At 36.3% G+C, this 22,087-nt stretch carries 19 protein-coding genes; 15 read left to right on the top strand and 4 right to left on the bottom strand.

Annotated elements, in window-relative coordinates:
* Positions 1–30 precede the first annotated feature (30 nt).
* The 3 genes from IQ13_RS20625 to IQ13_RS20635 all read left to right on the top strand — a co-directional run bounded on the left by IQ13_RS20625 (position 31) and on the right by IQ13_RS20635 (position 3,762).
* Positions 31–675, top strand: coding sequence for a hypothetical protein (locus IQ13_RS20625; RefSeq protein WP_144888643.1), 645 nt, complete (start codon positions 31–33; stop codon positions 673–675).
* A gap of 33 nt (positions 676–708) precedes the next feature.
* Entirely contained in the window at positions 709–2,055 is a 1,347-nt protein-coding gene (locus IQ13_RS20630; RefSeq protein WP_144888644.1) for a hypothetical protein, read from the top strand.
* Positions 2,056–2,205: 150 nt separating this feature from the next.
* Positions 2,206–3,762, top strand: coding sequence for an RNA-directed DNA polymerase (locus tag IQ13_RS20635; RefSeq protein ID WP_144888645.1), 1,557 nt, complete (start codon positions 2,206–2,208; stop codon positions 3,760–3,762).
* A 73-nt stretch (positions 3,763–3,835) separates the two neighbouring features.
* On the opposite strand, the gene IQ13_RS20640 is transcribed toward IQ13_RS20635, so the two are convergent.
* Together IQ13_RS20640 and IQ13_RS20645 are read right to left on the bottom strand one after the other, a co-directional pair.
* Positions 3,836–5,671 carry a DUF2779 domain-containing protein gene (locus tag IQ13_RS20640; RefSeq protein ID WP_144888646.1) on the bottom strand — a complete coding sequence of 612 codons (1,836 nt, stop codon included), beginning with the start codon at positions 5,669–5,671 and terminating at the stop codon, positions 3,836–3,838.
* 9 nt (positions 5,672–5,680) lie between these two features.
* The gene (locus IQ13_RS20645; RefSeq protein ID WP_144888647.1) at positions 5,681–6,691 is read right to left on the bottom strand and encodes a helix-turn-helix transcriptional regulator; all 1,011 of its coding nucleotides are present in this window, start codon (positions 6,689–6,691) and stop codon (positions 5,681–5,683) included.
* Positions 6,692–6,793: 102 nt separating this feature from the next.
* Here IQ13_RS20645 and IQ13_RS20650 point away from each other — a divergent pair, with 102 nt between their 5' ends.
* The 6 genes from IQ13_RS20650 (at position 6,794) to IQ13_RS20675 (ending at position 12,498) form a co-directional block, all read left to right on the top strand.
* Positions 6,794–7,120, top strand: coding sequence for a DUF2604 domain-containing protein (locus tag IQ13_RS20650; RefSeq protein ID WP_144888648.1), 327 nt, complete (start codon positions 6,794–6,796; stop codon positions 7,118–7,120).
* Between the two features lie 5 nt (positions 7,121–7,125).
* The gene (locus IQ13_RS20655) at positions 7,126–7,800 is read left to right on the top strand and encodes a putative metal-binding protein (RefSeq protein ID WP_144888649.1); all 675 of its coding nucleotides are present in this window, start codon (positions 7,126–7,128) and stop codon (positions 7,798–7,800) included.
* On the top strand, positions 7,797–8,345 hold the full coding sequence (locus IQ13_RS20660; protein ID WP_144888650.1) for an MPN domain-containing protein: 549 nt from the start codon (positions 7,797–7,799) through the stop codon (positions 8,343–8,345). The genes IQ13_RS20655 and IQ13_RS20660 overlap by 4 nt, the downstream gene beginning before the upstream one ends.
* Positions 8,336–9,850 (top strand): E2 ligase fold family C protein, encoded by a 1,515-nt coding sequence (locus IQ13_RS20665; RefSeq protein WP_144888651.1) that lies wholly within the window; start codon positions 8,336–8,338, stop codon positions 9,848–9,850. The genes IQ13_RS20660 and IQ13_RS20665 overlap by 10 nt, the downstream gene beginning before the upstream one ends.
* 365 nt (positions 9,851–10,215) lie before the next feature.
* Positions 10,216–11,352 (top strand): hypothetical protein, encoded by a 1,137-nt coding sequence (locus IQ13_RS20670; RefSeq protein ID WP_144888652.1) that lies wholly within the window; start codon positions 10,216–10,218, stop codon positions 11,350–11,352.
* A gap of 33 nt (positions 11,353–11,385) precedes the next feature.
* Entirely contained in the window at positions 11,386–12,498 is a 1,113-nt protein-coding gene (locus IQ13_RS20675) for an HNH endonuclease (RefSeq protein WP_144888653.1), read from the top strand.
* Positions 12,499–12,990: 492 nt separating this feature from the next.
* Here IQ13_RS20675 and IQ13_RS20680 read toward each other — a convergent pair whose 3' ends face one another.
* Positions 12,991–13,419, bottom strand: a complete 429-nt coding sequence (locus IQ13_RS20680) for a hypothetical protein (protein ID WP_144888654.1) — start codon at positions 13,417–13,419, stop codon at positions 12,991–12,993.
* Between the two features lie 26 nt (positions 13,420–13,445).
* Positions 13,446–14,213, bottom strand: a complete 768-nt coding sequence (locus tag IQ13_RS20685) for a hypothetical protein (protein WP_144888655.1) — start codon at positions 14,211–14,213, stop codon at positions 13,446–13,448.
* A 317-nt stretch (positions 14,214–14,530) separates the two neighbouring features.
* Here IQ13_RS20685 and IQ13_RS20690 point away from each other — a divergent pair, with 317 nt between their 5' ends.
* The 6 genes from IQ13_RS20690 (at position 14,531) to IQ13_RS20715 (ending at position 22,032) form a co-directional block, all read left to right on the top strand.
* Positions 14,531–14,917: a hypothetical protein gene (locus tag IQ13_RS20690; RefSeq protein ID WP_144888656.1), complete on the top strand. Its 387-nt coding sequence runs from the start codon at positions 14,531–14,533 to the stop codon at positions 14,915–14,917.
* Positions 14,918–15,454: 537 nt separating this feature from the next.
* The gene (locus IQ13_RS20695; RefSeq protein WP_199758329.1) at positions 15,455–16,087 is read left to right on the top strand and encodes a DUF6088 family protein; all 633 of its coding nucleotides are present in this window, start codon (positions 15,455–15,457) and stop codon (positions 16,085–16,087) included.
* On the top strand, positions 16,059–17,291 hold the full coding sequence (locus IQ13_RS20700) for a nucleotidyl transferase AbiEii/AbiGii toxin family protein (RefSeq protein WP_144888657.1): 1,233 nt from the start codon (positions 16,059–16,061) through the stop codon (positions 17,289–17,291). The genes IQ13_RS20695 and IQ13_RS20700 overlap by 29 nt, the downstream gene beginning before the upstream one ends.
* Before the next feature lie 354 nt (positions 17,292–17,645).
* Complete coding sequence (locus IQ13_RS20705) at positions 17,646–17,900, top strand: hypothetical protein (RefSeq protein ID WP_144888658.1); 255 nt, start codon at positions 17,646–17,648, stop codon at positions 17,898–17,900.
* A gap of 106 nt (positions 17,901–18,006) precedes the next feature.
* Entirely contained in the window at positions 18,007–18,705 is a 699-nt protein-coding gene (locus tag IQ13_RS20710) for a hypothetical protein (RefSeq protein ID WP_144888659.1), read from the top strand.
* Positions 18,706–18,741: 36 nt separating this feature from the next.
* A complete protein-coding gene (locus IQ13_RS20715) occupies positions 18,742–22,032 on the top strand; it encodes a hypothetical protein (protein ID WP_144888660.1) in 3,291 nt (1,096 codons plus the stop codon).
* The last annotated feature ends 55 nt before the right edge of the window (positions 22,033–22,087 follow it).

The following is a 22,087-nucleotide window of genomic DNA, read 5'->3' on the forward strand; positions in this document are numbered from 1 at the left end:
TTTTACTACAAACCTTGCCAAAACTCTACAATGATAGATATTAATACATTAGTCGGACTACTTAGTGGTTCTTTGGCGACGTTAATCATCAAAGAGGCAATTAACGTTTTTAATAAACAGCAAGATTTCAATCGGGAACTAAAAAAAATAACCTATTTAAAAAAGCTAGAGAAAGCCGAAAATGCAATTGCTTTTTACTGGACATATCTCAACAGAGTTACGGAGATGAAGAAGTCATTCGAAGTGCTGATAAAAGCAATTAACGAGCTTGATGAAAATGACTATGACGTGGAGATAATACTAGAAGTAATAAACAACACAAGCCAAAGATTGGCAGAACTATCAAGCGACAAATACTCGAGCATAAATGCTATCCACTTATACTTTGACCTGGACGACAATGATAAATGGAATGAAAATGACATAGAAAGCCTTCTCAAATCTTTAGCAGAAATTAAATCCATAGATAATGAAATAAATTTTTGGATGGATTTACACAACAACGCAAATAATGCGAACGACACTCCCAAGGCGGACATTTATTGGAACAATGCGATTGGATTGTTCCCTACTTATGTAAAATCCCTTCAGAGTTTCATTGATACTATTGAGAAAAACAAGAAGGCTTCCTATGCAGTTGTGCACTCAATAAAAAAACAATTAAAACGATACTAAAATTATTCCAAATACCACCCGCGATTCCCATTCATGCTAAAAAACTTACAATCAAGGATTGGTACTTTGTTGGGGTATCTTGCTGCCAAGGGATTGAATGAGCTGAGTTTTGATGATCCTCCTAACCAACCAATGCTTAATGCTGCACAGAATTATTATGATGACGTTTGGAGTTTCGACTTATTTAATGACTACTTTGAAAGAGGCCTGAAAGAACAAATTCGCAATCGAAAAGATGACATCTACATATCCAACTTAATAGGCGATATTAGTACCTATCTGCAATTAAATATTGAAACCGTTATTATTGTTGTACCCCTAAAAGGAGCCTACATTAAAAAAAGTGTAACTATAGAAAATATTAGCATAATTAAGACAATTACTGATGGGAATGCTGTCACCCCACCAACACTTCCAATTTCAGACTTTATTAAGGAAGTAAGCCAGCTTACTGCTATTCCCGATATTAGAATTAGAAAAGCAGTTGCCCAGATTACAGATCATCGTGCACCTGGTTTTCTATCTTGTCCGCTTTTAATCATACAAACAAAAGGACAGTTTATCGAATTAACTAGTCAGTTTTTATACCTCATAAAAAATTACAACATCTTCTTAAGACTATTAGCGGCATTTAATCAAGAAAAAGTTAACCGACATACAATCTGGCTTAAGGCTGAACATTTTTTTGCTATTGGCAGCTGGGCAAACTACCAACACGCACCACTTATGAATAGCATTAATGTCCCGTTTGATTTGAGTTTCTTATTGAAGCCCTCGAACCAGCTTATTTTGAAACAAATAATTTCCATATTTGAAAGTAAATCTTTAGACAACTTGCAATCCACTTACTTTAGGGCACTAAGGTTCTTCAACTTTTCAATCGATGGGCAAAGCCCTCCATTTAATGAAATTTCTTTTAAAATTCTGAACATATTGATTGCGGAAGAAACCTTAATGATGTTCTCAACCCGGGACGAAAAAAAGAAAAAGCTAGCAAACATAATGGTGGTGCTATCAAATATTCCTGTTGCAGATCGGCAAAAGTATCTAAATGCGGCTATTGAGGTTTACAACGATCGAAGTGGCTTGGTACACTCGGGTAAGCAGCAATTATCGAAGTATAAGCTTGATCAGGAGACTCAAAAACTAGAAAGTAAAAGTTTTGAACATTTAAATGAAATGATGTTAGCTATTCTAACCCATTTCCCTCAGTGGTATGCAGAAATTCAGGTTACGGCAAGTCCCATACAGTATTTAGAAGAATGGAAAAAGAAAGTGGCAAGCTACATCCCTGAAGAGAAATACTCTGCTTGGCAAAAGCTCGCTATTCGGGTAATCTACTTTTTGAAAAAAAATGCCAAAATTCATTCGGAGGTTTAATTCACTGACTGTCTTTAATAATAAATGGAACGGGATTTTGAAATACCTATTAAGTTACTTTTCATGGCGACTCACTTTTGATTTGATAAAAGGTTGTGTCTATCTGATCATTGTAAAACATTTTACGATACTAATAATTAAAAAAAAATAATGAAACTAGCTGAGTCATCATTGGAATGGGCAATAAAACACATTTTTAAAGAAAGTGATAATGATTTATTTCCACGTCCATACGAATTGTCTATTATCAAAGAACTTCAGAATGATACAATCGAACTATGCAAAAATGTTGATCTAGGCGGTTATAAATGGAAGGCAGCAAGAAGGTTTTTGATTCCGAAGGACAATTTATCATTTAGGAATGCCACTCAACTTGATTTGATAGACAGTATTTTTTTTGGAGCAATAATTTATGAATATGGAAACTTAATTGAAAACAAAAGAAGACCAATTGGAGAAGACACCGTATTTAGTTATCGTTTCAATCCATTGTCAGATGGCACTCTCTATGCAAACAAAAATGCATGGGAAAAATTTTGGCAATCGAATAAAACCAAGGCTGAAGCATTTTCGCATATCGTAATGTGTGATATTTCTGATTTCTATAATCAAATAAATTTGCACACGATCGAAAATCAATTGGGCGTTTGTGGATTCCCGAATCCAATAATTAAGAGTCTAAAAGAACTTATTATTTCTATAACTCAAAGGAGCTCAAAAGGAATACCAATTGGTCCGCATTGTTCACATTTATTGGCTGAAATGTCATTAATACCGTTTGATGACTACTTAAGTTTATTAGATATAACTTTTAAAAGATATGTTGACGATATTGTTATTTTTTGCCAAAGCGAAAAAGAGGCAAGAATTGCACTAAATCAGGCAGCAGAAATTTTAGATAAAGAACAAAGGCTAATTCTTCAAAAACAAAAAACCCGAATATTGTCATCAGAAGAATTTATTTCACTATGTAAGCAAAACCTTCTCGAAGAAACAACCAATTCAACAGAAGAGGAAATCTTAGAAGTTATTAAGACTTATTCAGACGGGGATGCATATACCAAAATAAAGTTATCCGATATCAGCGACGAGCATCTAGAGAAGATTTCGGAGACAAATATAATCCAGTTATTAGAATCATATCTAAATACCGACTCCCCAAATTTTGAAAAAATCAGATGGATTTATAGACGTCTCTCACAAATAGGAGTACCTCATGTAGTTGATTTTTCTATTGAAAACTTTGACAAGCTAATTCCAGCTCTAAATGACGTCTGTCTCTACATAAATTCCTGCGCAGAAAATTACTCTTCTGATTGGAAGGCGATCGGAGGGTACATTCTAGATTTACTAGAAGATGAAATTGTTGACTCGAATGAGTTCTATAAAATCGCACTTTACAATCTTTTTGTTTTCAACTCGAACTTGAATCATATTGCGGCACTTGTGGATTCATTTTCAAGTTCAACTGAAAATATTAAACGGAAAATCTTATTTGCAAGTATGAACTATCACTCTTCAAGTTGGATAAAGAGTCTAAAGGAAAACTACAATAGATTTGATACTTGGACAAAAAGAGCTTATCTGATAGCAGCTTCGAAATTGCCCAAAGAAGAAAGGGAGTACTTTTACAAAGGAATTCGGGTTCAATTTACTAATGCTGATATTCTGGAAGACATAATCATTAAGTGGGCGAAAACAAAATAGTACATTTGAATTACTTGAATCGCTGGCGAGAAAGTTTGAACACTAGCGAACTAGGACTTTTTAACATTGTTGTTTAGGCCGCACGTTGTTTCAAAAACGAAATCCAATGTTCCCACACAATTACCATTGCAAGAGTGTCCAGCTTACAATATTGCAGGAGCATATTTTCGTAAACCGATTTTATGCTTGTATTAGCTTTGCTTTTACCATACAACATTTCCTGGTATGCCATCATAGCATCGGTGCCATTGCTTACATCGAGCACTTCACCATCGAGTTCTAACTTTGGCAGCTGTTTATACGGGTCAATTATTTCGTTGTTTTCGGTCACTCTATACAACCCCATTTCAACTAGATACTTCTTTATCTTTTCCGACTTGCTTGCCGCCAGTACCGCAGGAAGGGTTACTTTAATAGACGTTCTCCCGCCCATTTTTGGATGAAAATAGTATCTTTTTGCAAGCTCATGCAGATCTATAATTCTGCTGTCCTCTTCTTTTGAATATCGGATAGTTCTTTGAAGCCAGGCCTTTAATTCTACATCACTAAAATCCATTGTTTCAAAGCTGCTACTTATATCCTTCAAAATTGTATTTTCATAAGGGCTCCATATCATTATCGTTCCCCTCTCCCCTAATAGGTTTCTAAGAGCCTTTGCAAATTCAAAGTTAGGATACTTATCAACCGTATTCAGCCATTCGTGGTGTTTCGGTTCCTGACCTTCTCTTTCAATTACATGGCAACTCCATTGAAAAACAACTTTACCGTAAGGCCGCATACCGGCATGGTAAGGTATTGCCATTTGTGATGTTTCAAAATCAATGAAGAATAACGGGTATCGAATTGATTTTATTTCTTCTGTAATCTCATTTAAAAGAAACTCATGTTTTTTTGTTATCTGGTAATACGGCCTGTTGCTATATTTATTTTCAATTGCCTCAAGCGGCATGTCGTTCAAATTTACTTTGCCTTGCTTTATCAGGGTGTCGATATATTTTTCTTTTGAACGATTAAAATTACCCAGCTGTGCAAGCTCAAAGAGATGAGGTTTCACATCCGCAAGCCTTCCCCAGCACTGCTGAAAGCCACTTGTAGCAAAGTCAGTATTTGTTTCGGTAAATTCACATTTGCTACAAGAAGTTTCAATTGGTACGTCAATTTTGGTATTCGTTTGCAGAGCTTTTAAATAAATCTGAGCATTTCCTGCTATCATAGTCATTATCTTATCGACATATACATCTACGTTCACCATTTCAAGTATATGCCCCTTTCTGAGTTCGTCAACGTTGCCACTAAATACAACCTCTGTTTTTCTGAATTTCGTTTTTCCAACTGTTTCTGTACTTTGTAGTTGAAACCAGTCTATCAAACCTTCAATAGGCGTGGTTTTTGCCTTGTCAGGCATCATTAAGTATGCCTCAATCTTGGCCCCGGGAAACTTTTTTTGGAGTACATGTTTTTGAAAAGCGATATCCTCAATATATTCCTTCCATTCCGCCAGTTCAAAATACTTTTTGTTATTTTGGGAAGCTGCCAGAAACTCTATGCTGTCAAAAGATTTTGACTTCACTTCAATCAATCTTATGACATTTTTTTCCTTCTGCAAAATATCCACCCTCACCAGCATATGATCTATTTCAATAGCAGGCTCAAACAACGTTACAGTTTCCTGTTCCAGGTATTGTTCAGTTTCCTTGATGGCAAACTCAGTACCGTTATCTGTTTTTATTTCAAATCCTCCCTCAAAAAGAAGTTGTGCCATTGTGCCAATCATATATCCACCATCGGCTAGCATTAATAGGTATTCATTATCTTCTTTGGATGTCGGAAATCCGTTTTTCTTAAAATACAGTTTTGCTGCACAGCTTTGGGCAATTTTGAAGTCTGACTTTGAAAGAAATGGAGACATTAGAAAAATTTAAGAGTTATAAAGCTTTAAGGTATCCTCAGCCATCTTTTTTATTTTATTTTTTATACTCGGAGGGCTCACAACTTTTACTTCAGCACCATAACTTAAAATAGTCGATATCAGCTCGTAATTAGGAACCACATTAATTTTAATCCTAAACTCTTTATTGCTATCCGTAAGTATTTCCTGCGTTTGATGTAAATGCTGCGTTTTAATATAATTTCCTTGCATTGGGGAAAATGACAATACAACATCAACCGGTTTAATATCATGGTATGTCACGCCTATTGTATTCTTAAAATACAATTCAGCCGAAAAGTCCTTGGCGTTTATAAAAGGTTCTTTTGAAACGGCCTGCACTTCCGAAATCCTGTCTAGTGCAAATGTTTTTATTTTATTTTCTTTTTTTACATGCCCGAGTAAGTACCAGCGGTTACGGTATTCTTTAAGAAGATATGGACAAACAAGATGCGCCTTATTGTCGGCGGCATCAAACCTTTTATAAATCAAATTGATTGTGCTATTGCTTTTAATTGCATTAACCAGCACATCCAGATGTTCTGAACCTTTCGAATATGGCGCTTTTTCGAAATCAACGAAGGCCGCTTGCGATTCGTAATCTGTTTGTTTAAGACTGTTAAGGAGATTTATCAGTTTATCAATCGTGCCGGCAAAATCGTTTAAAATTGTAATGCCCTTATACTGGGCCAAAACACTTGTTGCAAATGCTAACGACTGCAAATCGTGTTCTGTAAGTGGTAATTTGTCAATTGAATAATCCCGGTCTGTATAACAATATCCACCTTTTTCTTTCGAAAATTCAATAGGCGCATCATAATTAAAATAAGTGTTGTAACGCATATCATGAATATCTCCTTCAAATGTTCGAACACCTATGCGTTTTCCGGTTCTTTCATAAATGGTTTCAATCAATTCTTCTCTTGTCCAATACCTTTTTACCGAAGTGAGGCAACTATTGATTATTCTAACACGGGTATGGAAGGATTTATTGTCAGGCATTTTTGGGTTATTTCAAGTAAAGATTAAAAAAAAATATCAGCTCCGCAAATAGGTTGCGGTGTGCACTTTTAAGTTTGCCTGCAAAACAAACAAATCTTTACAATGCAAGAAAAAAATACAAACCCCTCGAATGAGAAAAACGGGCAAGGTAACGGCAATGACAGACCTGACAAAGGTGATAAGAAAATTAACCTGACCATTATCGTTAGTGGAACTCCCACTGTTGTGGAAGCAAATCCCAAACAAAAATTACAAGTGATAGCACAAAAAGCACTTGATAGTACTGGCAACAAGTCCCGGCCGTTGTCTGATTGGACTTTAAAAACACGGGATGGAGTTGTTTTAGATATGAACAACACGGTTGAAAGTTATGGATTGGTTGACGGTGACCAATTGTTTCTAACACTTGAAGCCGGAGCCGGAGGATAATAAATATGGAAAGGCAAACTAATACACAGAGTGCACCGATTAGAGTCGGAGCACAGGTTGTTGACCCCTCCGTCTCTCTTGCAAAATTTGAAAAGGAACTTAGTTTATTTCAGAGTGCTGAAAAACACCATCGCCAACGTGGAGTTTCATTGGTTTGGGCAGAATTCCCGTCAATGGTTCTAACTTTTAGCGCATACAGATTGCGCCCCTTATCAATTGTGTTTGCAGTAAAACTGGATTTTACTAACTACGATTTAGACCCTATTTCAGTAAAATTCATTGATCCAATTTCCGAGGCAGAATTAAGAAAGCAAGAACTGTATACACACATGCATAGGAAAATTCCGATTCCCGGAGCAAACACAGATGTAACGGTGGCACCCACTTTTACGAGACAGGAATTGATCCAGTCACACGAACCGGATCATATTCCTTTTTTGTGTTTGCCAGGAGTCAGAGAGTATCATGCTCATTCCGTTCACTCAAATGATCCTTGGTTAAATCGTCGGGGCAAAGGAGAAGGAACTCTGGGATTTATTATTGACCAATTGGTTACTTACGGCACTGAGCCAATAAGCGGAGTTACGCCAAAGACAGTAAATATCGCCATGCTGCCTCCTGGAACTATGCAGGTTCAGTACAATGGAATTATTTTCATGATTGATAAGACTCCACTATGAATAAAGGATACATTGAAATAAGAAAACTGTATCTGCCCAAAAGTTGTGCTGTTGCTGCATTAGATTGGATGTATCATCAAGGAAAAAAACATAAAGAAGGAGTAGCCTTGTTTGCCGGAATAAGGCAAGAGGGTTCTTTTTATATAAAAAGAACCATTATTCCGCAGCAATATGCTGGCAGTTTTAATGAGGGCTTGCTCTATGTTGTGGAGGGCGCAGAGTTGCATCGTATTAATGTAGAATTATTTGATACAGGCATGCATCTGATTGCGCAAATTCATAGCCATCCAACCGAAGCTTATCATTCAGATACCGATGATGACTACCCTATTGTAACAGTTTTAGGTGGAGTATCGATTGTGGTTCCCAATTTTGGAAATGGAGGTTTAAATGTTTCTGAATGGGCGCTTTATCGCTTTTATGCTGAAACTGGCTGGACTTTACTGACACAAAAAGAAAAAATAAAATTTCTCATTTTGGTTGATGATGAGTCGCCGCAACTTCAAACGAGTAAAAAACCATCTAAATTTTGGCCATGGGGTTAGCAATGTACTTTGATAAGGCAGCATTGGGTGCATCTCAAATTTTACAAGGATACAATCGAGAAGATTTTGAAACAAGGGTAATGTCTGTGACAATTGAGATTGCTTTTGATACGAAAGCGGTAACCTCCCCAGAAGGTATGGCAACACTTGATCTGTTGATTAGATTACTGGCTCGTTTCTATCCAAAACTAAAAATAAGCCCGCTTGACTCCGCTTCCTGCGCTTATGCTGAAGAGCTAAAACAACTTGCGATCAGGATCAATCGGTTCATTGAGTTTTCGGAAGACGAATCTTTGGCTGTAATCGTTGTCGGCAAAACACCTATTACGAAAGAAAAGAATTGTTTCTATGTAGGCTCCGAGGAATGGACAGTTCATTTCTCGCCAATAAATACTGTTCCAATAGGTAACTCGAATAACCCTTTTGGTGCCGGTGCCGCAGCTTGCTTTGCTGTATCGAATGTATTCAGAGCTGTATTTGGAGATCAATTGAGTAATGGGCATTTAGATACCGATTTTTCACTTTCATTGTTAAACTTTGAACTTACAACTTCAGCGGAAAAAATCCCGATCGATGGCTTAAAATTATCTTTTAACGAAACATTCATAGTTGGCGTTGGAGCGATTGGAAATGGTGCAGTGTGGGCACTTTCAAGGTTGCAAAAATTGGAAGGCTCTATTTATCTGGTGGATCATGAAAAAGTTGAGAGATCTAACTTGCAGCGATACGTGTTAACAACAGAAAATGACGAAGGCCATCAAAAAACTTCATTGTATCAAAGGTTTACAAATTCCAAAGTATTTATTCCTTATCAAGGGACATGGTCAGATTTTTTAAGCGTTAGACAAAACTGGAATTTGCCATTGGTCGCATTAGCGCTTGACACTTCAGCTGACCGAATCGCCGCTCAAGCCTCTTTACCTAAACAAATTATTAACGCCTGGACACAGCCCGATGATCTTGGTATTTCCCGACATAACGACTTTTTAAAGGACGCCTGCATATCATGCTTATATCCTGCAAAAAGTGGCGGGTTGACCCGAGCTCAACTTATTGCCGGTTCACTTGGTTTGTTACATCGAGAATTAGAAATTAGAACATTGATACATAATGATAGTTCGTTGGATGAAAGTTGGATAAAGACCATTGCTGTCGCCAAGGAAATAGATTTTGAAACATTAAAACCATTTATAGGATTGCCAATTTCGCAGTTCTATAGTAAGGTCTTGTGCGGTGGACTCATTACAACAAATGCAAAAAATCAGCTAACAGAAACACCGATGGCATTTCAATCTGCATTGGCGGGAATACTGCTCGCTTCGGAACTAGTATTAAAAATTACAGGAATAAGGACCTCTGAAATCAGTGCATTAACAAGAATTAATCTCCTTAAACCAATCACTAGGTATATGAATGAACCATTGTTAAAAGTTACTCATCGGGATTGTATTTGTCAGGATGATGATTTTAAAAAACAATATCGTGCAAAATACTGTTCCGTATAGTTTGACAAAGCATTCTATCCATAGTGCTTGTTCAGTATACACCTATACTTCGCTAACATAAATAATTAAATGTGATCTCAACGACTAAGATACTTGAGTCGAATTATTTTTGAATAGCTTCAACTGCACTGACAGTAAGCTAATTAAAGAAAGTAAAGCGATATTATTGAATGAAAAGCATCATTGAATCAATCAGTAACAGAGAACTAGCCTTTTTAATATGGGCGTTCGTGCTCATTATATATCTCCTATTTAAAAACATAGGATTGAGATCAATCGGCGGCTTATTGAGAATGATCTTTTGGAGCAAGTTGACTACACTCTTCCTTGCTATCCTGATTTATACTATTGTTATAACATATTTTTTGTCCGAAATCCGATTGTGGAATTTAAGCCAGTTAAAAAATACTGTACTTTGGTTTCTAACTGTCGGGGCAGTTTCTTTATTCCATACTACCGATAAAAATAAAAGCAATTATTTAAAGGAAACACTAAAAGATGTTTTAAGCATAACTGCTGGTTTACAATTCTTGCTTGGCATTTACAGTTTCAGCTTAGCTGTCGAGCTTATATTACTTCCGGTTGCAGTTTTGATAGGCGGAATGAACGTTGTTGCAAAACAAAAAAACGAATTTCATCAAATTGCAAAGGTTCTACAAAAGCTGATAATGTTGGCAGGCCTTTTACTGATTTGCCATACGCTGTTCAAAATAACTACAGATTTTAAGAGTTTCGCTAATAAAGGGACGCTTACTGATTTTCTGATGCCGGCCTTATTATCAATTTTGTTTTTGCCAATGCTATATGTACTTTCCATACATGTTACTCATAACGATCTATTCGCAGGACTGGAAAAAAAAATAAAGAGCCGGAATTTACTTCGCTATGCAAGATGTAAAGCGCTGATCCACTTTCATGTAAACAAAACAGACCTTTATCGTTGGCAAAAAATTCTTTTTCTCCGACGAATAAGTTCTAAAAACGATATCAATGAAAGTATTGAACTAGTGAAAGCTATGAAACGCAGGGAAAAGCACCCGCCTCTTATCGAAATCAATAAAGGATGGTCACCTTATGCAGCTTTGAAGTTTTTAGAGACTAAAAATCTTCCTACAGGCTTCTATCATCCAACTTATGTAGAAACAGAATGGATGGCCTGTTCAAATTATACAAATGTGGATGATAATATACCTCCCAGCAATATTGCCTATTACGTGGAAGGGAATGAGGATGTTGCTAACAAACTCACTTTAAATCTAAAAGTTCATAACGTAAAACTTGATGGATTGGCAATAGCGGAGTTTATAGATTCTGTTAACATATTATGCAAGAATGCATTGAACTTGGATATCGCAAACATTGTTCTTGAAGAAATAGTTGCGCAGAGAAATTGGGAAATACAATTAGAAAACAAAAAGTTGTATTTGAAAAAAGAGCATTTTGTTAATAAGGATCAGGGGTACAACATGACATTTACTATTAAAAGAATTCCTTCTGTCTAAACTCATTGTTTAACATAGAATTTATAAATTGATATGGAAGAGAATCCAGGTTGGTTTGTTCACAAAGAATTTAGTTCATGGGCTGAATTATTTGAAGAAAAATATCAAATGATTGATTTTGTTTTTCTTAGCGATTCTCTTTTCGCAAGAGCTAAAACAAGGAAGCAGGATGGCAGGCATTGCATTTTCTGTAATAAAAGTTATCCAGAAGTTTCTTTCGCAAATGCAGCGCATTTAATTTCAAAAATGATTGGCAACACCGATCTGTATTCAACCTTTGAATGTGATTCATGTAATAATAAATTCAGCCTGCTTGAAACTGATCTGGCTTATTTTTTAGGTGTTGGAAGATCACTTGTAGGTATGCAGGAAAATAAGAAGCCTCCCGGTTTTGCTGGTATCAATTTAGAAACAAGATCGATCATTTTCAAAAACAAAAACATACTGATAATTAAACCAGACAAAGCAAATCGTTTAGAAATAGAAGATTTAACACAGTTCGCTTATCAAAAACCTACCTATACACCTGCAAATGTTTATAAACTATTTTTAAAATGTGCTCTATCAGTTCTTCCTAACGATGTGGTAGTATCCGAATATCAAGCCGCCCTCTCCTTCCTTCGTGGAGAAAAGGTCCTTAGTGGAGCTCATATAAATGTGTTTCGCTTCCCTTTAAGTGTTAAGATGCCGCTTCATGTTTATATTTTTAGAAAAAAGGAGCAGTCGGATATTCTACCTACATACATGGCATCATTTTACTTTCATAATTTAGTTATTAGTTTTCCTGTTCTCCTCCACCGGGATGATTTTAAATTTATAAATCAACCGATTCTTCTCCCTATAGCCCCTCCCTATTTTTTGTATGGTACTGATTTAAATGAAATTAGTCCGTCTTGTTATTCTTATGATTTAAGTTCTCCGTTAAAAACAAGAAATCAAACAGAGGAATTGAATTTTCAATTCGATAAATCGCAATTAGAAAAAGCTGTAATGTTTGATCCGCTTACGGGTGTTGAAAGTGTTGAAACTTACAATCCGTCAGATTCGAAATATCTTATTGCGACCCAAGATCAAGTATCATTTACAAAAGAGGAGCTTTCAGAACTGATTAAACTTATCGAAGCTGAGTTTGGAAAAAACAAGTAACAATTCTACTACATCAAACATTATTGTATGAAGAAGTCTGAAATAACACCTGGTTCCAAATTTATAATATCCTCACTGTATTTAAAATGGTTCTCCTCCCTGTATTGCTTTTGTAAGATTACTCGTTCAGCGTGTATAGCCAATTCGGGATTTATTTAATTAACTGTATAGCTATTTTAAAAATAGACACATGCCTGGTTACCGCCACTATAAAGTATAGACAAAGCGTATCTGGCCTTCAAATCCTAATCACACAATCTGATTCAACCTTCCCTGTAAGATTTGCTTTATTATTGAGTCCTCTTAACAGGCAGAACCAGTAAATCTATCTATTTTATCCATTTTATCCAAAACATCCCAACCATTGTAATCATAATTAACCGGTTTGTACGTTGAAGAATCCGTATAAACAAAAAACTACCAGGCAACAAAAAACCCCGAATAAATTCGGGGCTCACAAACTAATAACTCCTTCCTTAATTACTGCTACTCTTACACCTGAACCCAATCACCTTCAAACGTGTCTGCATCAACTCCGGTTTCCGAAGCCCAAACGGTTGCCTCGGGAAAGGCGGTCTTTACCGAATTTGCAAAGTTTCCATAGGCAAACAAGGATCCCTCGGCTGCCGTGTCACACGAAACAACATAAATTGATGAAGGGTTTGCGGGGCTACTGTGTAAACGCGCAGCATATAACAAATATGTTTTTTGCCCGCTTACCCCGTTGGGCGAACCATGTCCGAGTATCACAGCAATATTTTTCGTTGGATTACCATCACCAAAAACCTGGCTACTGTTTCCGGTAACAAGCACATAGTTACCATTTGTTGGTGGCAATACTACCTGGGTATCGTTTTGTAAAGCTGCGTATGCAGTTTCAACAACAGGGTCAGCAAGTTCAATACAATAGATCGTATACATACATGATGATTTTAGGAATGAATAAATTATTGTTCCTGTTTGGGTGCTTCAGCTGCAGCAACGGCATCCTGCTTTTTGAAGGTTGCCGCACTGTGCATACGCTGTGCCCATGTAGGATGCTCATCAAGAAGCTTCTGCTGCATAATATCGGTATCCATACTCTGTAATATTTTATACAGCTCTGTAAGTTTTTCTACAAGTATCTTCAGGTTGTCTATTAACTTAAGCGCTTCGTCGAAATTGCCTCCGGAAATACGGGAGATAAAGTAAATAAGCTCATCTGGCGAAAGTTTTTTATGGTCAATTATTGACTTTGTAAAAATGTAGCAGAAAGCATTTTCAACTGTATCAATGATATCAGTTGAGGTAAAGTTATATCTCCAGACCCGCACATCTACCCTTATCAAATTAAGCTTGTCGGGAATAATAAAAAACATCGACTGTTCCACTTCGCCGGCAATCCGGTTACCGAGCACGGTGTTGAGTCCTATTTCTACAAGACCAAGTATTCCGCTCTTAACCCCTTCTTCAGTTCCCTGAAAAAATTTATCCAGCACTTCTCTAATAGCGCCGGCGGGTGTTTGCGAAATATTGACGCTGTAAATTTTGTATTGCTCAAAGGCACGGTTCCCGATAATCTGAACATTTTCCTGTGCCGCAGGATTCCTGAACATCTCTTGTAGTTCGAGTTCAAATTCTCCAAGCTTTCCCCTGGCAGTGGCCAGTAAAAGCTGAAGCCGCTCCTGCACTTTTTCGTCGGAAGCATTTACAATTTTGTCTATTAAACTTGCCATAATTAAATTTTTAAGTGTAAAAAAGATACCACATGAAGCAGGCATGCATGTTTACTTGCTTAATAGCAAAAGCATGCAGAGCTACCAGATTATGGTTAGCGGTGTGTAAATAGCTTTCTTAAGGTGAAAGGGTAGAATGATAAACAGGCCTGCTGAAATACATATTAAATATCTTTTAAGAATGTTCTTTTTCTTAGGGTGAAAACACCCTTTTCCTAATTCCATTCTATTGCGTACTTACTTCTTTCTCTGAAAAAGAAAATAGTAAATTTAAAACAGGCAGCAGCTACCATTACCTAACCAAACTGCAGGCATATATGAAACACTGTTTTTTTCCGCTTCTACTTATAGTTACACTAATCAGTTGTAAACAATTAACACCCGGTTTGCATGATGGGAAGTATATTTTTACAGATAGTGCCCATACCCCACTATTGGAGGAGTCAATTATTATTCATGGTCACTCAGCAAGCTTACATTTCCGTGCCCTGTTTAATAAATCCAAACTTAGTAAAACAAAATACCTCTGCTTCCAGGATTCAAGTAAAATAGTGCTGTACATGGGTAGGCGGCAACGGCCACTCAGCATACAGGTCAATCAACAAGGCAACCTTCTGTTAGATGGCCATGTGTTTACCAAACAACAGGTGCCGGTTATCAGCAATACCCCTGTTTCTGCATTTTTTCTGCAAGACAGAAAATAAAAAAGGGTGCGGTTTTATCAGCAACATTTAACACAAGAGCCTGAGGTGTTTTTGCTAAAGCTTTTCAGCTTATCGGTATCTCAGCCGCTTCATTTTATATGTTTTAGAATTGTATTGTATTCAAAACCTTTGAGACCAAACCATAAAAACGGCACTACTAATGAAAGTGGGAATTAAACCCATTCCAAAAAAATTACAAACCAGAACGTTAACAAACAGCATCAACAGAACTATAGCTCTGGCAACGACTTGAATTGTACTTGCACTTGTTAGAGAGAAAAACAAAACTCACGCTGCGGGGCTTTGGAAGAATGAAGGAATAGTTTACTAGAGCCGGAATCTTATTACTTGTATCGAAGCTGCGAGAATCCGCGACACTTAAATATCAACTCAGAAAAATAGACTTTTTTGAAGCTGCTGTTTGTGTGTACATATACTCACAACCAGCACCTTGGATCGTATAGATGTTACACTTTTTTCCAAAAATGTAACAAAAAACAATTTAAAATGTTACAAATATTTATAAATTTGTAACAAATGAGCAATACACACACATCCATAAACAACTATTTATCAAAGGTTAAGAAGGGCTCCATCCTCTTCCCGACTGATTTCCGGGGTCTGGGAACAGAGGGAGCCATAAAAATGGCCTTATCCCGTTTAGTTAAGGAAGGGAAACTTAAGAGGGTCGCCCACGGCATATACTATGTTCCTAAAACCGACCCATTATTAGGCGAATTACATCCGGGAGCAGAAAAAATAGCTGAAGCCATTGCCCAAAAGGAAAAAATATTAATAAAACCTTCGGGAGCTTCCGCACTGAATAAACTGGGGCTAAGCACACAAGTGCCAATGAGGTTAGTATATATCACTAATGGTTCACCCAGGAAATTAAAAATCGGAAAAATGACCGTTGTATTTAAAGCCACCACCAGTAAAAAACTGGCTATGGAGGGCCGGATAAGCGGATTGGTATTACAGGCACTTGAAGAACTTGATTTAGAAAATGTACAACCGCAAACTGTCGCAAAAATTAAGAGCCTGTTGATGAAAGAAAATCCCAGTAAGTTAAAACACGATCTTGCATTGGCGCCTGCTCGGTTGAACGATTATATTGTGAAACTATTAAACGAGAAAGACTATGACAGGATGGTTGAAGCTAACAGATGATCAACGAAGGGAAACATTGGATCAGGTACAGCGAGTGACCGGTATAAATGTTAAGGCAATTGAAAAAGACTGGTGGGTAACATTGGTATTAAAAGCTCTTTTTCAAACAGCAATGGCCGGGCATTTTATGTTCAAAGGAGGTACCTCATTAAGCAAAGGCTGGAAATTAATACCACGTTTTTCCGAAGATATTGATATTGCGCTTCATCCAAATGCTTTTGGCAGAGACTATGTAAACAATCCCACCCATTCTTACGTAAAGCAATTGAAGCGGGAAGGCTGTGCATATACCAGCACAGCTATTAAAGACGCATTACAACAATCCTTCCTTTCTTTAGGAGTACCTGCTGGTATTTTAGAAATAATAGTTGAAGAAGTAAAGCAGAATATACCAGATAAAGACCCGCAAACGCTTTATGTTCATTATCCGTCACTCTACCAACCCAACCCCTACCTGGCTGATGCAGTAAAAATTGAATTCAGTGTACGGTCGCTTGCCGAACCATTTGAAATAATTCAGATACAATCTCTGCTCAATGAATATTTTCCAAATCGAGCGTATGCAGAAACTCCTTTTTTGGTGAGAACTGTTGTACCACGGAAAACGTTCATTGAGAAAGTGCTTTTACTGCATGAAAAATTTGCAAATCCTGCATTGTCAAAACTCCAGGGAGATCGTATGTCAAGGCATTTGTACGACCTGATTGTAATGATGAAAACAGCAGTATTGCAGGATGCATTAAACGACAGGGAACTTTTCAAAAATCTGTTACAACACCGGGCTGGTTATATACGAGTAATTGATTATAAAGGACTGACTGTTGAAGGTTTAACATTCATACCTTCTCCAGATTTAATAGAATTATACAGACGGGACTATGAATTTATGCAGGCCAATATGATCTATAGTGAGTCTCCTGACTTTTCTGACCTCATAAAAGAATTAAAATGGCTCAATGGTAAATTCAGGGTAGCTAATGAACATTTAAGCCTGGAACAGTTAGCTGAGCAGGGTTCACATCAACTAAAGGACGGCTGGGAGCATCATCCCAATGATACCGTTTTACAAACCAGAATAGTAAAAGTGGTAGATCCATATTTACCTTCCAGTCCTGCAAATAAAGCAGTTAATTACATTGTAAGCTTTGTAAAAACAAACGGACAATTGGTATTTGAAGATATAGTTATTGAAAACAAAACTTAATAACAAGAAGAGAAAGGCAAAATGGTGGTAACCCGGTAGCCAAATTTATTTTTTTCACACAGTCCCAAGAACATTACGACCTCCTAAGGAGGTAGCGTTGCAGGTTACATTATCTACAAGACTTGAAAAGGATGATCTTTAAATGTCGCATATTTTCAAAATTCTGAGACATTCTATAGGCGTTACAACGATACGAACGGATAAATGAATGTAATGAGATTATATCTTTAAACAGATACTGCACCTTCTTTGGCACAAATCAAAAGCGTATATTATCGTATCAAATCGAATATACTTTGTTGCCCCTTTTTATATTCCTTTTTCAATTTGTAATTTTCTGAAAATTGCTAATCTATGACTCCTGCTAAATTTCATAAACTCGAATATGAAGAGCAAATGCTCGAAATCTTCAACAATGCTGTAGAGCTTGCAGTAAGGGAAGATAAAGAACACCGGTATCACTTATACAAACTGCACGATTTTTATGTTGATGAAATTATTCATAAGGAAGAATATGCAAGGCTGGCTATAAAAACATTTACTTCCGTGGAATCTGTCATGTTGCGGCCTTACCTTAATCAGATTGATATTACTAAATTAAACAGTTAATTTTCTCTTCTTTTTAAAACCGCAAAGAAGATGGAATAAAAAATCTGTTGCAGAATCTAAATAGCCAAAAGCAAATGTTCTAAATATCAAATATTCCCCAAAACGCATGAATACTAATTTATCAGATTCAATAAACGAGCTTAAAACTTTTTTACTCCAAATAACAGAGAAACAAATAAAGAGAAATAAGGAAATAGCGGCCAATGAAGCAGATTTATCTTGGGAAGCTGCAAGATTTTTTGCTGAAATTATTGATAAGTCGACAGCTCCTGTTAATTTAAAAACCTATGATCAATTTGCAACGATAAAGAAAGATTTTGAAGCAATCAATAACCTTAACATTAATGAGTCGGAACTATTCAATAAGTTTTGGCTTAGAAATGTTTTAGGCTACGTGAAAATATCGGAGGGTATTCGCTCTCTCCTTTTCAATTTCAATAATATTAAAGCCTATAAAAACGAGCTAGATTTTTGGCTTCAATTTCAAAAGAAAAAAAAAGGGGACAGAAGAAAACAGGAAAAGAATATCATAGACCAAGCGGCTCGAAAATTTGAGTCGGAAAGGAAAATAAAATTAAACCCTGAAGGAATTTATTTAAACCGATGGACTAAAATTGAAGACGATATAATTGAATACTCCGATTTCGAAATTTACTTTAAACAGTATATAGATAACTGGAACGATTTCCTTTTTCTTTCTGAATTTGACACCCACACAACGGAAGAAAATTTACTCAAAATACAAAAGGAAGAAGTGCGGAAATCTCATACATCATTTCGTAATTTTTACAGGCTAACCCCTTAGATAGATAGATTAAAAGAAGAGAATGTATTAAAAGACATGGGTAATTTTTGGGGTATTAATTTCAGGAATACCGAGCCGAACTATTGGGCGGCATTAATGGATAAAACAAGCGGACTACTTTGGGAAGTACTTCTCAGCAAAAATCATGGCGTTGATGACAAACAACTATTAAGTATCTGGCTCTCAAAAATACTGGTTTCACCTGGCTGGCCCCAACCTTTGTTATTTACCACCCGACAATCAACTATTCGATTTCTTAATGCGGCTTTTGAACTTGTTATTAATGAACCGGACATTGATGGTATTGAAAACGAGTTTGCTAAAGTTTGTATGGATGAATGGGCTGGCCATAGTACGTTGCAAAGTATTGAAACAACTATCAAATCCGGCGAATTTACACTCAATGGCAGCGATATCTTTGAGTTGCTGACAAGTTTTAATACGTGGGAAGAAAAAGCTAACAGAACTTATTTATATAACCAAGGGTCCCGGAAAACATTGGCCTTCCTTGTTTACACTCTTGTTAACTACGATAGTGAATCCAATAATGAAGTAACAACAGATTCAGCCATTAGAACTGTAACGCATTTTCATCGATTGATTTCATTGTTGCATGCAAGCAACTCAAAACCATATTTAGTTTGGGAAATTACCCGATTCATTATCCTTTACAGGCCAGAAGTAATACCATACTTAATTATTGAACCTGGATTAAAAACACTTTCCTTTATTTTTCTAGACGATATTAATTTGTTCCGGGAACAGAAATCTGTTTTGAATTTAGAGCTTTGGAATAAATCGACATCACTGTTGCTACACAGTCTTTCCGTGGAAGAATCACAAGCTGCAGCAAAAATGATTTTTCAATTATACCGAAGCCTCAATAAGAATAAATATGAAATCCCTTACAATCGAAGCAATAAGAAATTAGAAATTGAAACAAAAGAAAATCATGACAAAAAAGAGTCAGTTGTTCTTGGATTAATAGAAAATTACAAGCTCTATCCGAATCAACATATGCACACTCAGGATGAGTTTTTATTACCAACATTATATGAAGATCTTTCAGCTGCTATTATTAATTATTCATCCAAGCCACTCTATTTTAACGGCACTGTACAATTTCCTATTATACAATGGGATGCAATGAGCTGGCTTCTTCGGGCATCAACTTATTGGAAGTACAATAGCCAGAAGTTTCTTATAAAAGATTCAGCTGATCGGTTGACTAGCGAATTTTTAAACCGCTACTTAGAGAGTATAGAAGTAACCGAGATTAATAAGTTCAATCAATTCGAAGGAAAGGAGGAAATAGGAATACCACTTTGGAGCGAAAAAATTGAACGACTTCAGTTTATAGATTGGATATATCCTATCTATTTAATCAATACTCAGGGAAACTTAAACATGTTCTTATCACCACGAATTGCCATTGAAAGAACACCCGACAAATATCATAAAAAAAACAGCTTTAGTGCTGACAAACTAAGAACACATATTGGTGTTTTATTGCAAGTTCTTCGAAAACTACTTCTCCCTGTTATACCTTATAGTTTTCAAAAAGATCAATTAAAAAGCATTAAGAATAAAATAGAAAAGCAGCTAATTGATTTACTCAGAATGCATATAAAGGATCTGCCGAAACAAGGCAGAATTGATTTATTTAGCTATAATAAAGAATGGCAATATCAAACAACCGACATTGAGGCCCTTTTTCCACAAATTGCCAGAGCTATTAACTGGTTTTCTGAAAAGGATGCTGTTATTAATGTCATAAGCGAGTCCGGAGATATTAATAAACTGCTTACATTATTGGAACATGTAAAATCTGAAGGTGTAAAACAAAACCTTCTGGATAAGATAAAAGAACTAGATGTCCAGTCCTTTCTTGAAACTTACAATTGGATTCCAGAAGTCCAGAATACAGTTTCAAATCTTAGCAAATATCCAGAATTAATTACACAAATTGAACAGGCAATTGTGTTCTGGAAACAACGTATAATGACATCAAGAGAAGACCCGACCTATAATTTGGTTCTTTATAAAGCAGAGCTACTTGTGGCATATTTTAAAAAATCGGAACAGCTTATCGATGCAGTAATAGAACCGAAAGTGAGTTTCCATGGACAAAAGGAATTACAGATTAAAGACTACAAGAAATTTTATAAAGGTCTGCTATATATTCTTTCCAAGCCTGCTGATTCTCACAGTATTTTCAATTCTCTTTTAAATCAATACCCTAGCTATCCTTCTTTTGCGCTGAATAGAATGGTTGCCAAAATAAACCTTGCAATTTCTGCAAAAGACAACAATCTCTACCAAGAGGCATTGGAAGAATGGAAAGAAGCTGCAAAAGAATTTGAAACGGATGCAATGGGTTCGTTAAATCCAAAAATATCTGAAAGCATAATGACCATCTTGTGTAAAACCGGTGAACATGAAGCTTTGCATGAAACGTATAGAAATTTGGATCTGCCAGATCGAATGAGGCCAACAATTCTTGAAATACTTGTGGACAGTTTATTAACTCAAAACAAGGTATCCGAAGCGTTACAAATAATCAGTGCTGCGAAAACATATCATCAGTTTAGCGATATTCTGGATTTACAATTTGTAATTGACCTGGAAAAGAGTATTACGACTATTGACAATGTTGAAGAACTGAAGCATTACTACAACAGGATTTTCATGAGCGAACCAGGAAAACTGATTAGAATATTTCCTGAAAATTTGAATGGCCGTGTAGATCTTAGCGAGTTTATGGTAAAAGAAATAATTTTGGCAGCCGACAAATTACTTGATAAGATAATGTCAATTTCAGAAATTGCCAGTGAAGATAAATACAACGATCTAATCGAGCTTGCATTAGATGCCAGGATTAATCCGTGGGGCTGGCAGGTAGGCCCACAGTCAAGAGCGGCATTTTCTGGTACTGGTGGAAAACAGCCTGGAGAAAGAGATCTTCCAATAATGAATCAGTTCAAACGCACATTTATGGTATGTGAAGCATTTATATATCGAGATTCTAAAACCGCAAAAGATCATCTAAAAAAAGTTTTTAATTATCATCATAATCGTAATTCATTTTGTATGTTGATTTACGACCTGAGCAAAAATGTGAAAGGATTTCAAAAACATTGGCAACATTACGTAGAAAAAATACTACCAAGCACCTCCTTCCCTCTTGGACACGAAATTAAAGGTAGTGCTAAAGATGTTTGCAAAGACTTTGGCTTTGAAAACTCTGCTATAAAAATATGTTCGTCGGAACATCAGAGCGGCACACTACTTTATCATGTATTTATCAATTTAAATTACAAGCTCTAAAATTTAATAAATAGAAACCCTTTAAAAGATAGCACCAAATCTATAATCAAAAATC

The sequence above is a fragment of the Lacibacter cauensis genome, assembly GCF_007830055.1.
In the GTDB taxonomy this organism is placed as follows: domain Bacteria; phylum Bacteroidota; class Bacteroidia; order Chitinophagales; family Chitinophagaceae; genus Lacibacter; species Lacibacter cauensis.

Bases quoted from the DNA above. Each gene is read 5' to 3' on its own strand.
- IQ13_RS20660 (WP_144888650.1), top strand. From the start codon at position 7,797: ATGAATAAAGGATACATTGAAATAAGAAAACTGTATCTGCCCAAAAGT.
- IQ13_RS20665 (WP_144888651.1), top strand. From the start codon at position 8,336: ATGGGGTTAGCAATGTACTTTGATAAGGCAGCATTGGGTGCATCTCAA.
- IQ13_RS20675 (WP_144888653.1), top strand. From the start codon at position 11,386: ATGGAAGAGAATCCAGGTTGGTTTGTTCACAAAGAATTTAGTTCATGG.
- IQ13_RS20630 (WP_144888644.1), top strand. From the start codon at position 709: ATGCTAAAAAACTTACAATCAAGGATTGGTACTTTGTTGGGGTATCTT.
- IQ13_RS20690 (WP_144888656.1), top strand. From the start codon at position 14,531: ATGAAACACTGTTTTTTTCCGCTTCTACTTATAGTTACACTAATCAGT.
- IQ13_RS20685 (WP_144888655.1), bottom strand. From the start codon at position 14,213: ATGGCAAGTTTAATAGACAAAATTGTAAATGCTTCCGACGAAAAAGTG.
- IQ13_RS20640 (WP_144888646.1), bottom strand. From the start codon at position 5,671: ATGTCTCCATTTCTTTCAAAGTCAGACTTCAAAATTGCCCAAAGCTGT.
- IQ13_RS20710 (WP_144888659.1), top strand. From the start codon at position 18,007: ATGAATACTAATTTATCAGATTCAATAAACGAGCTTAAAACTTTTTTA.
- IQ13_RS20700 (WP_144888657.1), top strand. From the start codon at position 16,059: ATGACAGGATGGTTGAAGCTAACAGATGATCAACGAAGGGAAACATTG.
- IQ13_RS20645 (WP_144888647.1), bottom strand. From the start codon at position 6,691: ATGCCTGACAATAAATCCTTCCATACCCGTGTTAGAATAATCAATAGT.
- IQ13_RS20680 (WP_144888654.1), bottom strand. From the start codon at position 13,419: ATGTATACGATCTATTGTATTGAACTTGCTGACCCTGTTGTTGAAACT.
- IQ13_RS20715 (WP_144888660.1), top strand. From the start codon at position 18,742: ATGGGTAATTTTTGGGGTATTAATTTCAGGAATACCGAGCCGAACTAT.
- IQ13_RS20705 (WP_144888658.1), top strand. From the start codon at position 17,646: ATGACTCCTGCTAAATTTCATAAACTCGAATATGAAGAGCAAATGCTC.
- IQ13_RS20695 (WP_199758329.1), top strand. From the start codon at position 15,455: ATGAGCAATACACACACATCCATAAACAACTATTTATCAAAGGTTAAG.
- IQ13_RS20655 (WP_144888649.1), top strand. From the start codon at position 7,126: ATGGAAAGGCAAACTAATACACAGAGTGCACCGATTAGAGTCGGAGCA.
- IQ13_RS20650 (WP_144888648.1), top strand. From the start codon at position 6,794: ATGCAAGAAAAAAATACAAACCCCTCGAATGAGAAAAACGGGCAAGGT.
- IQ13_RS20635 (WP_144888645.1), top strand. From the start codon at position 2,206: ATGAAACTAGCTGAGTCATCATTGGAATGGGCAATAAAACACATTTTT.
- IQ13_RS20625 (WP_144888643.1), top strand. From the start codon at position 31: ATGATAGATATTAATACATTAGTCGGACTACTTAGTGGTTCTTTGGCG.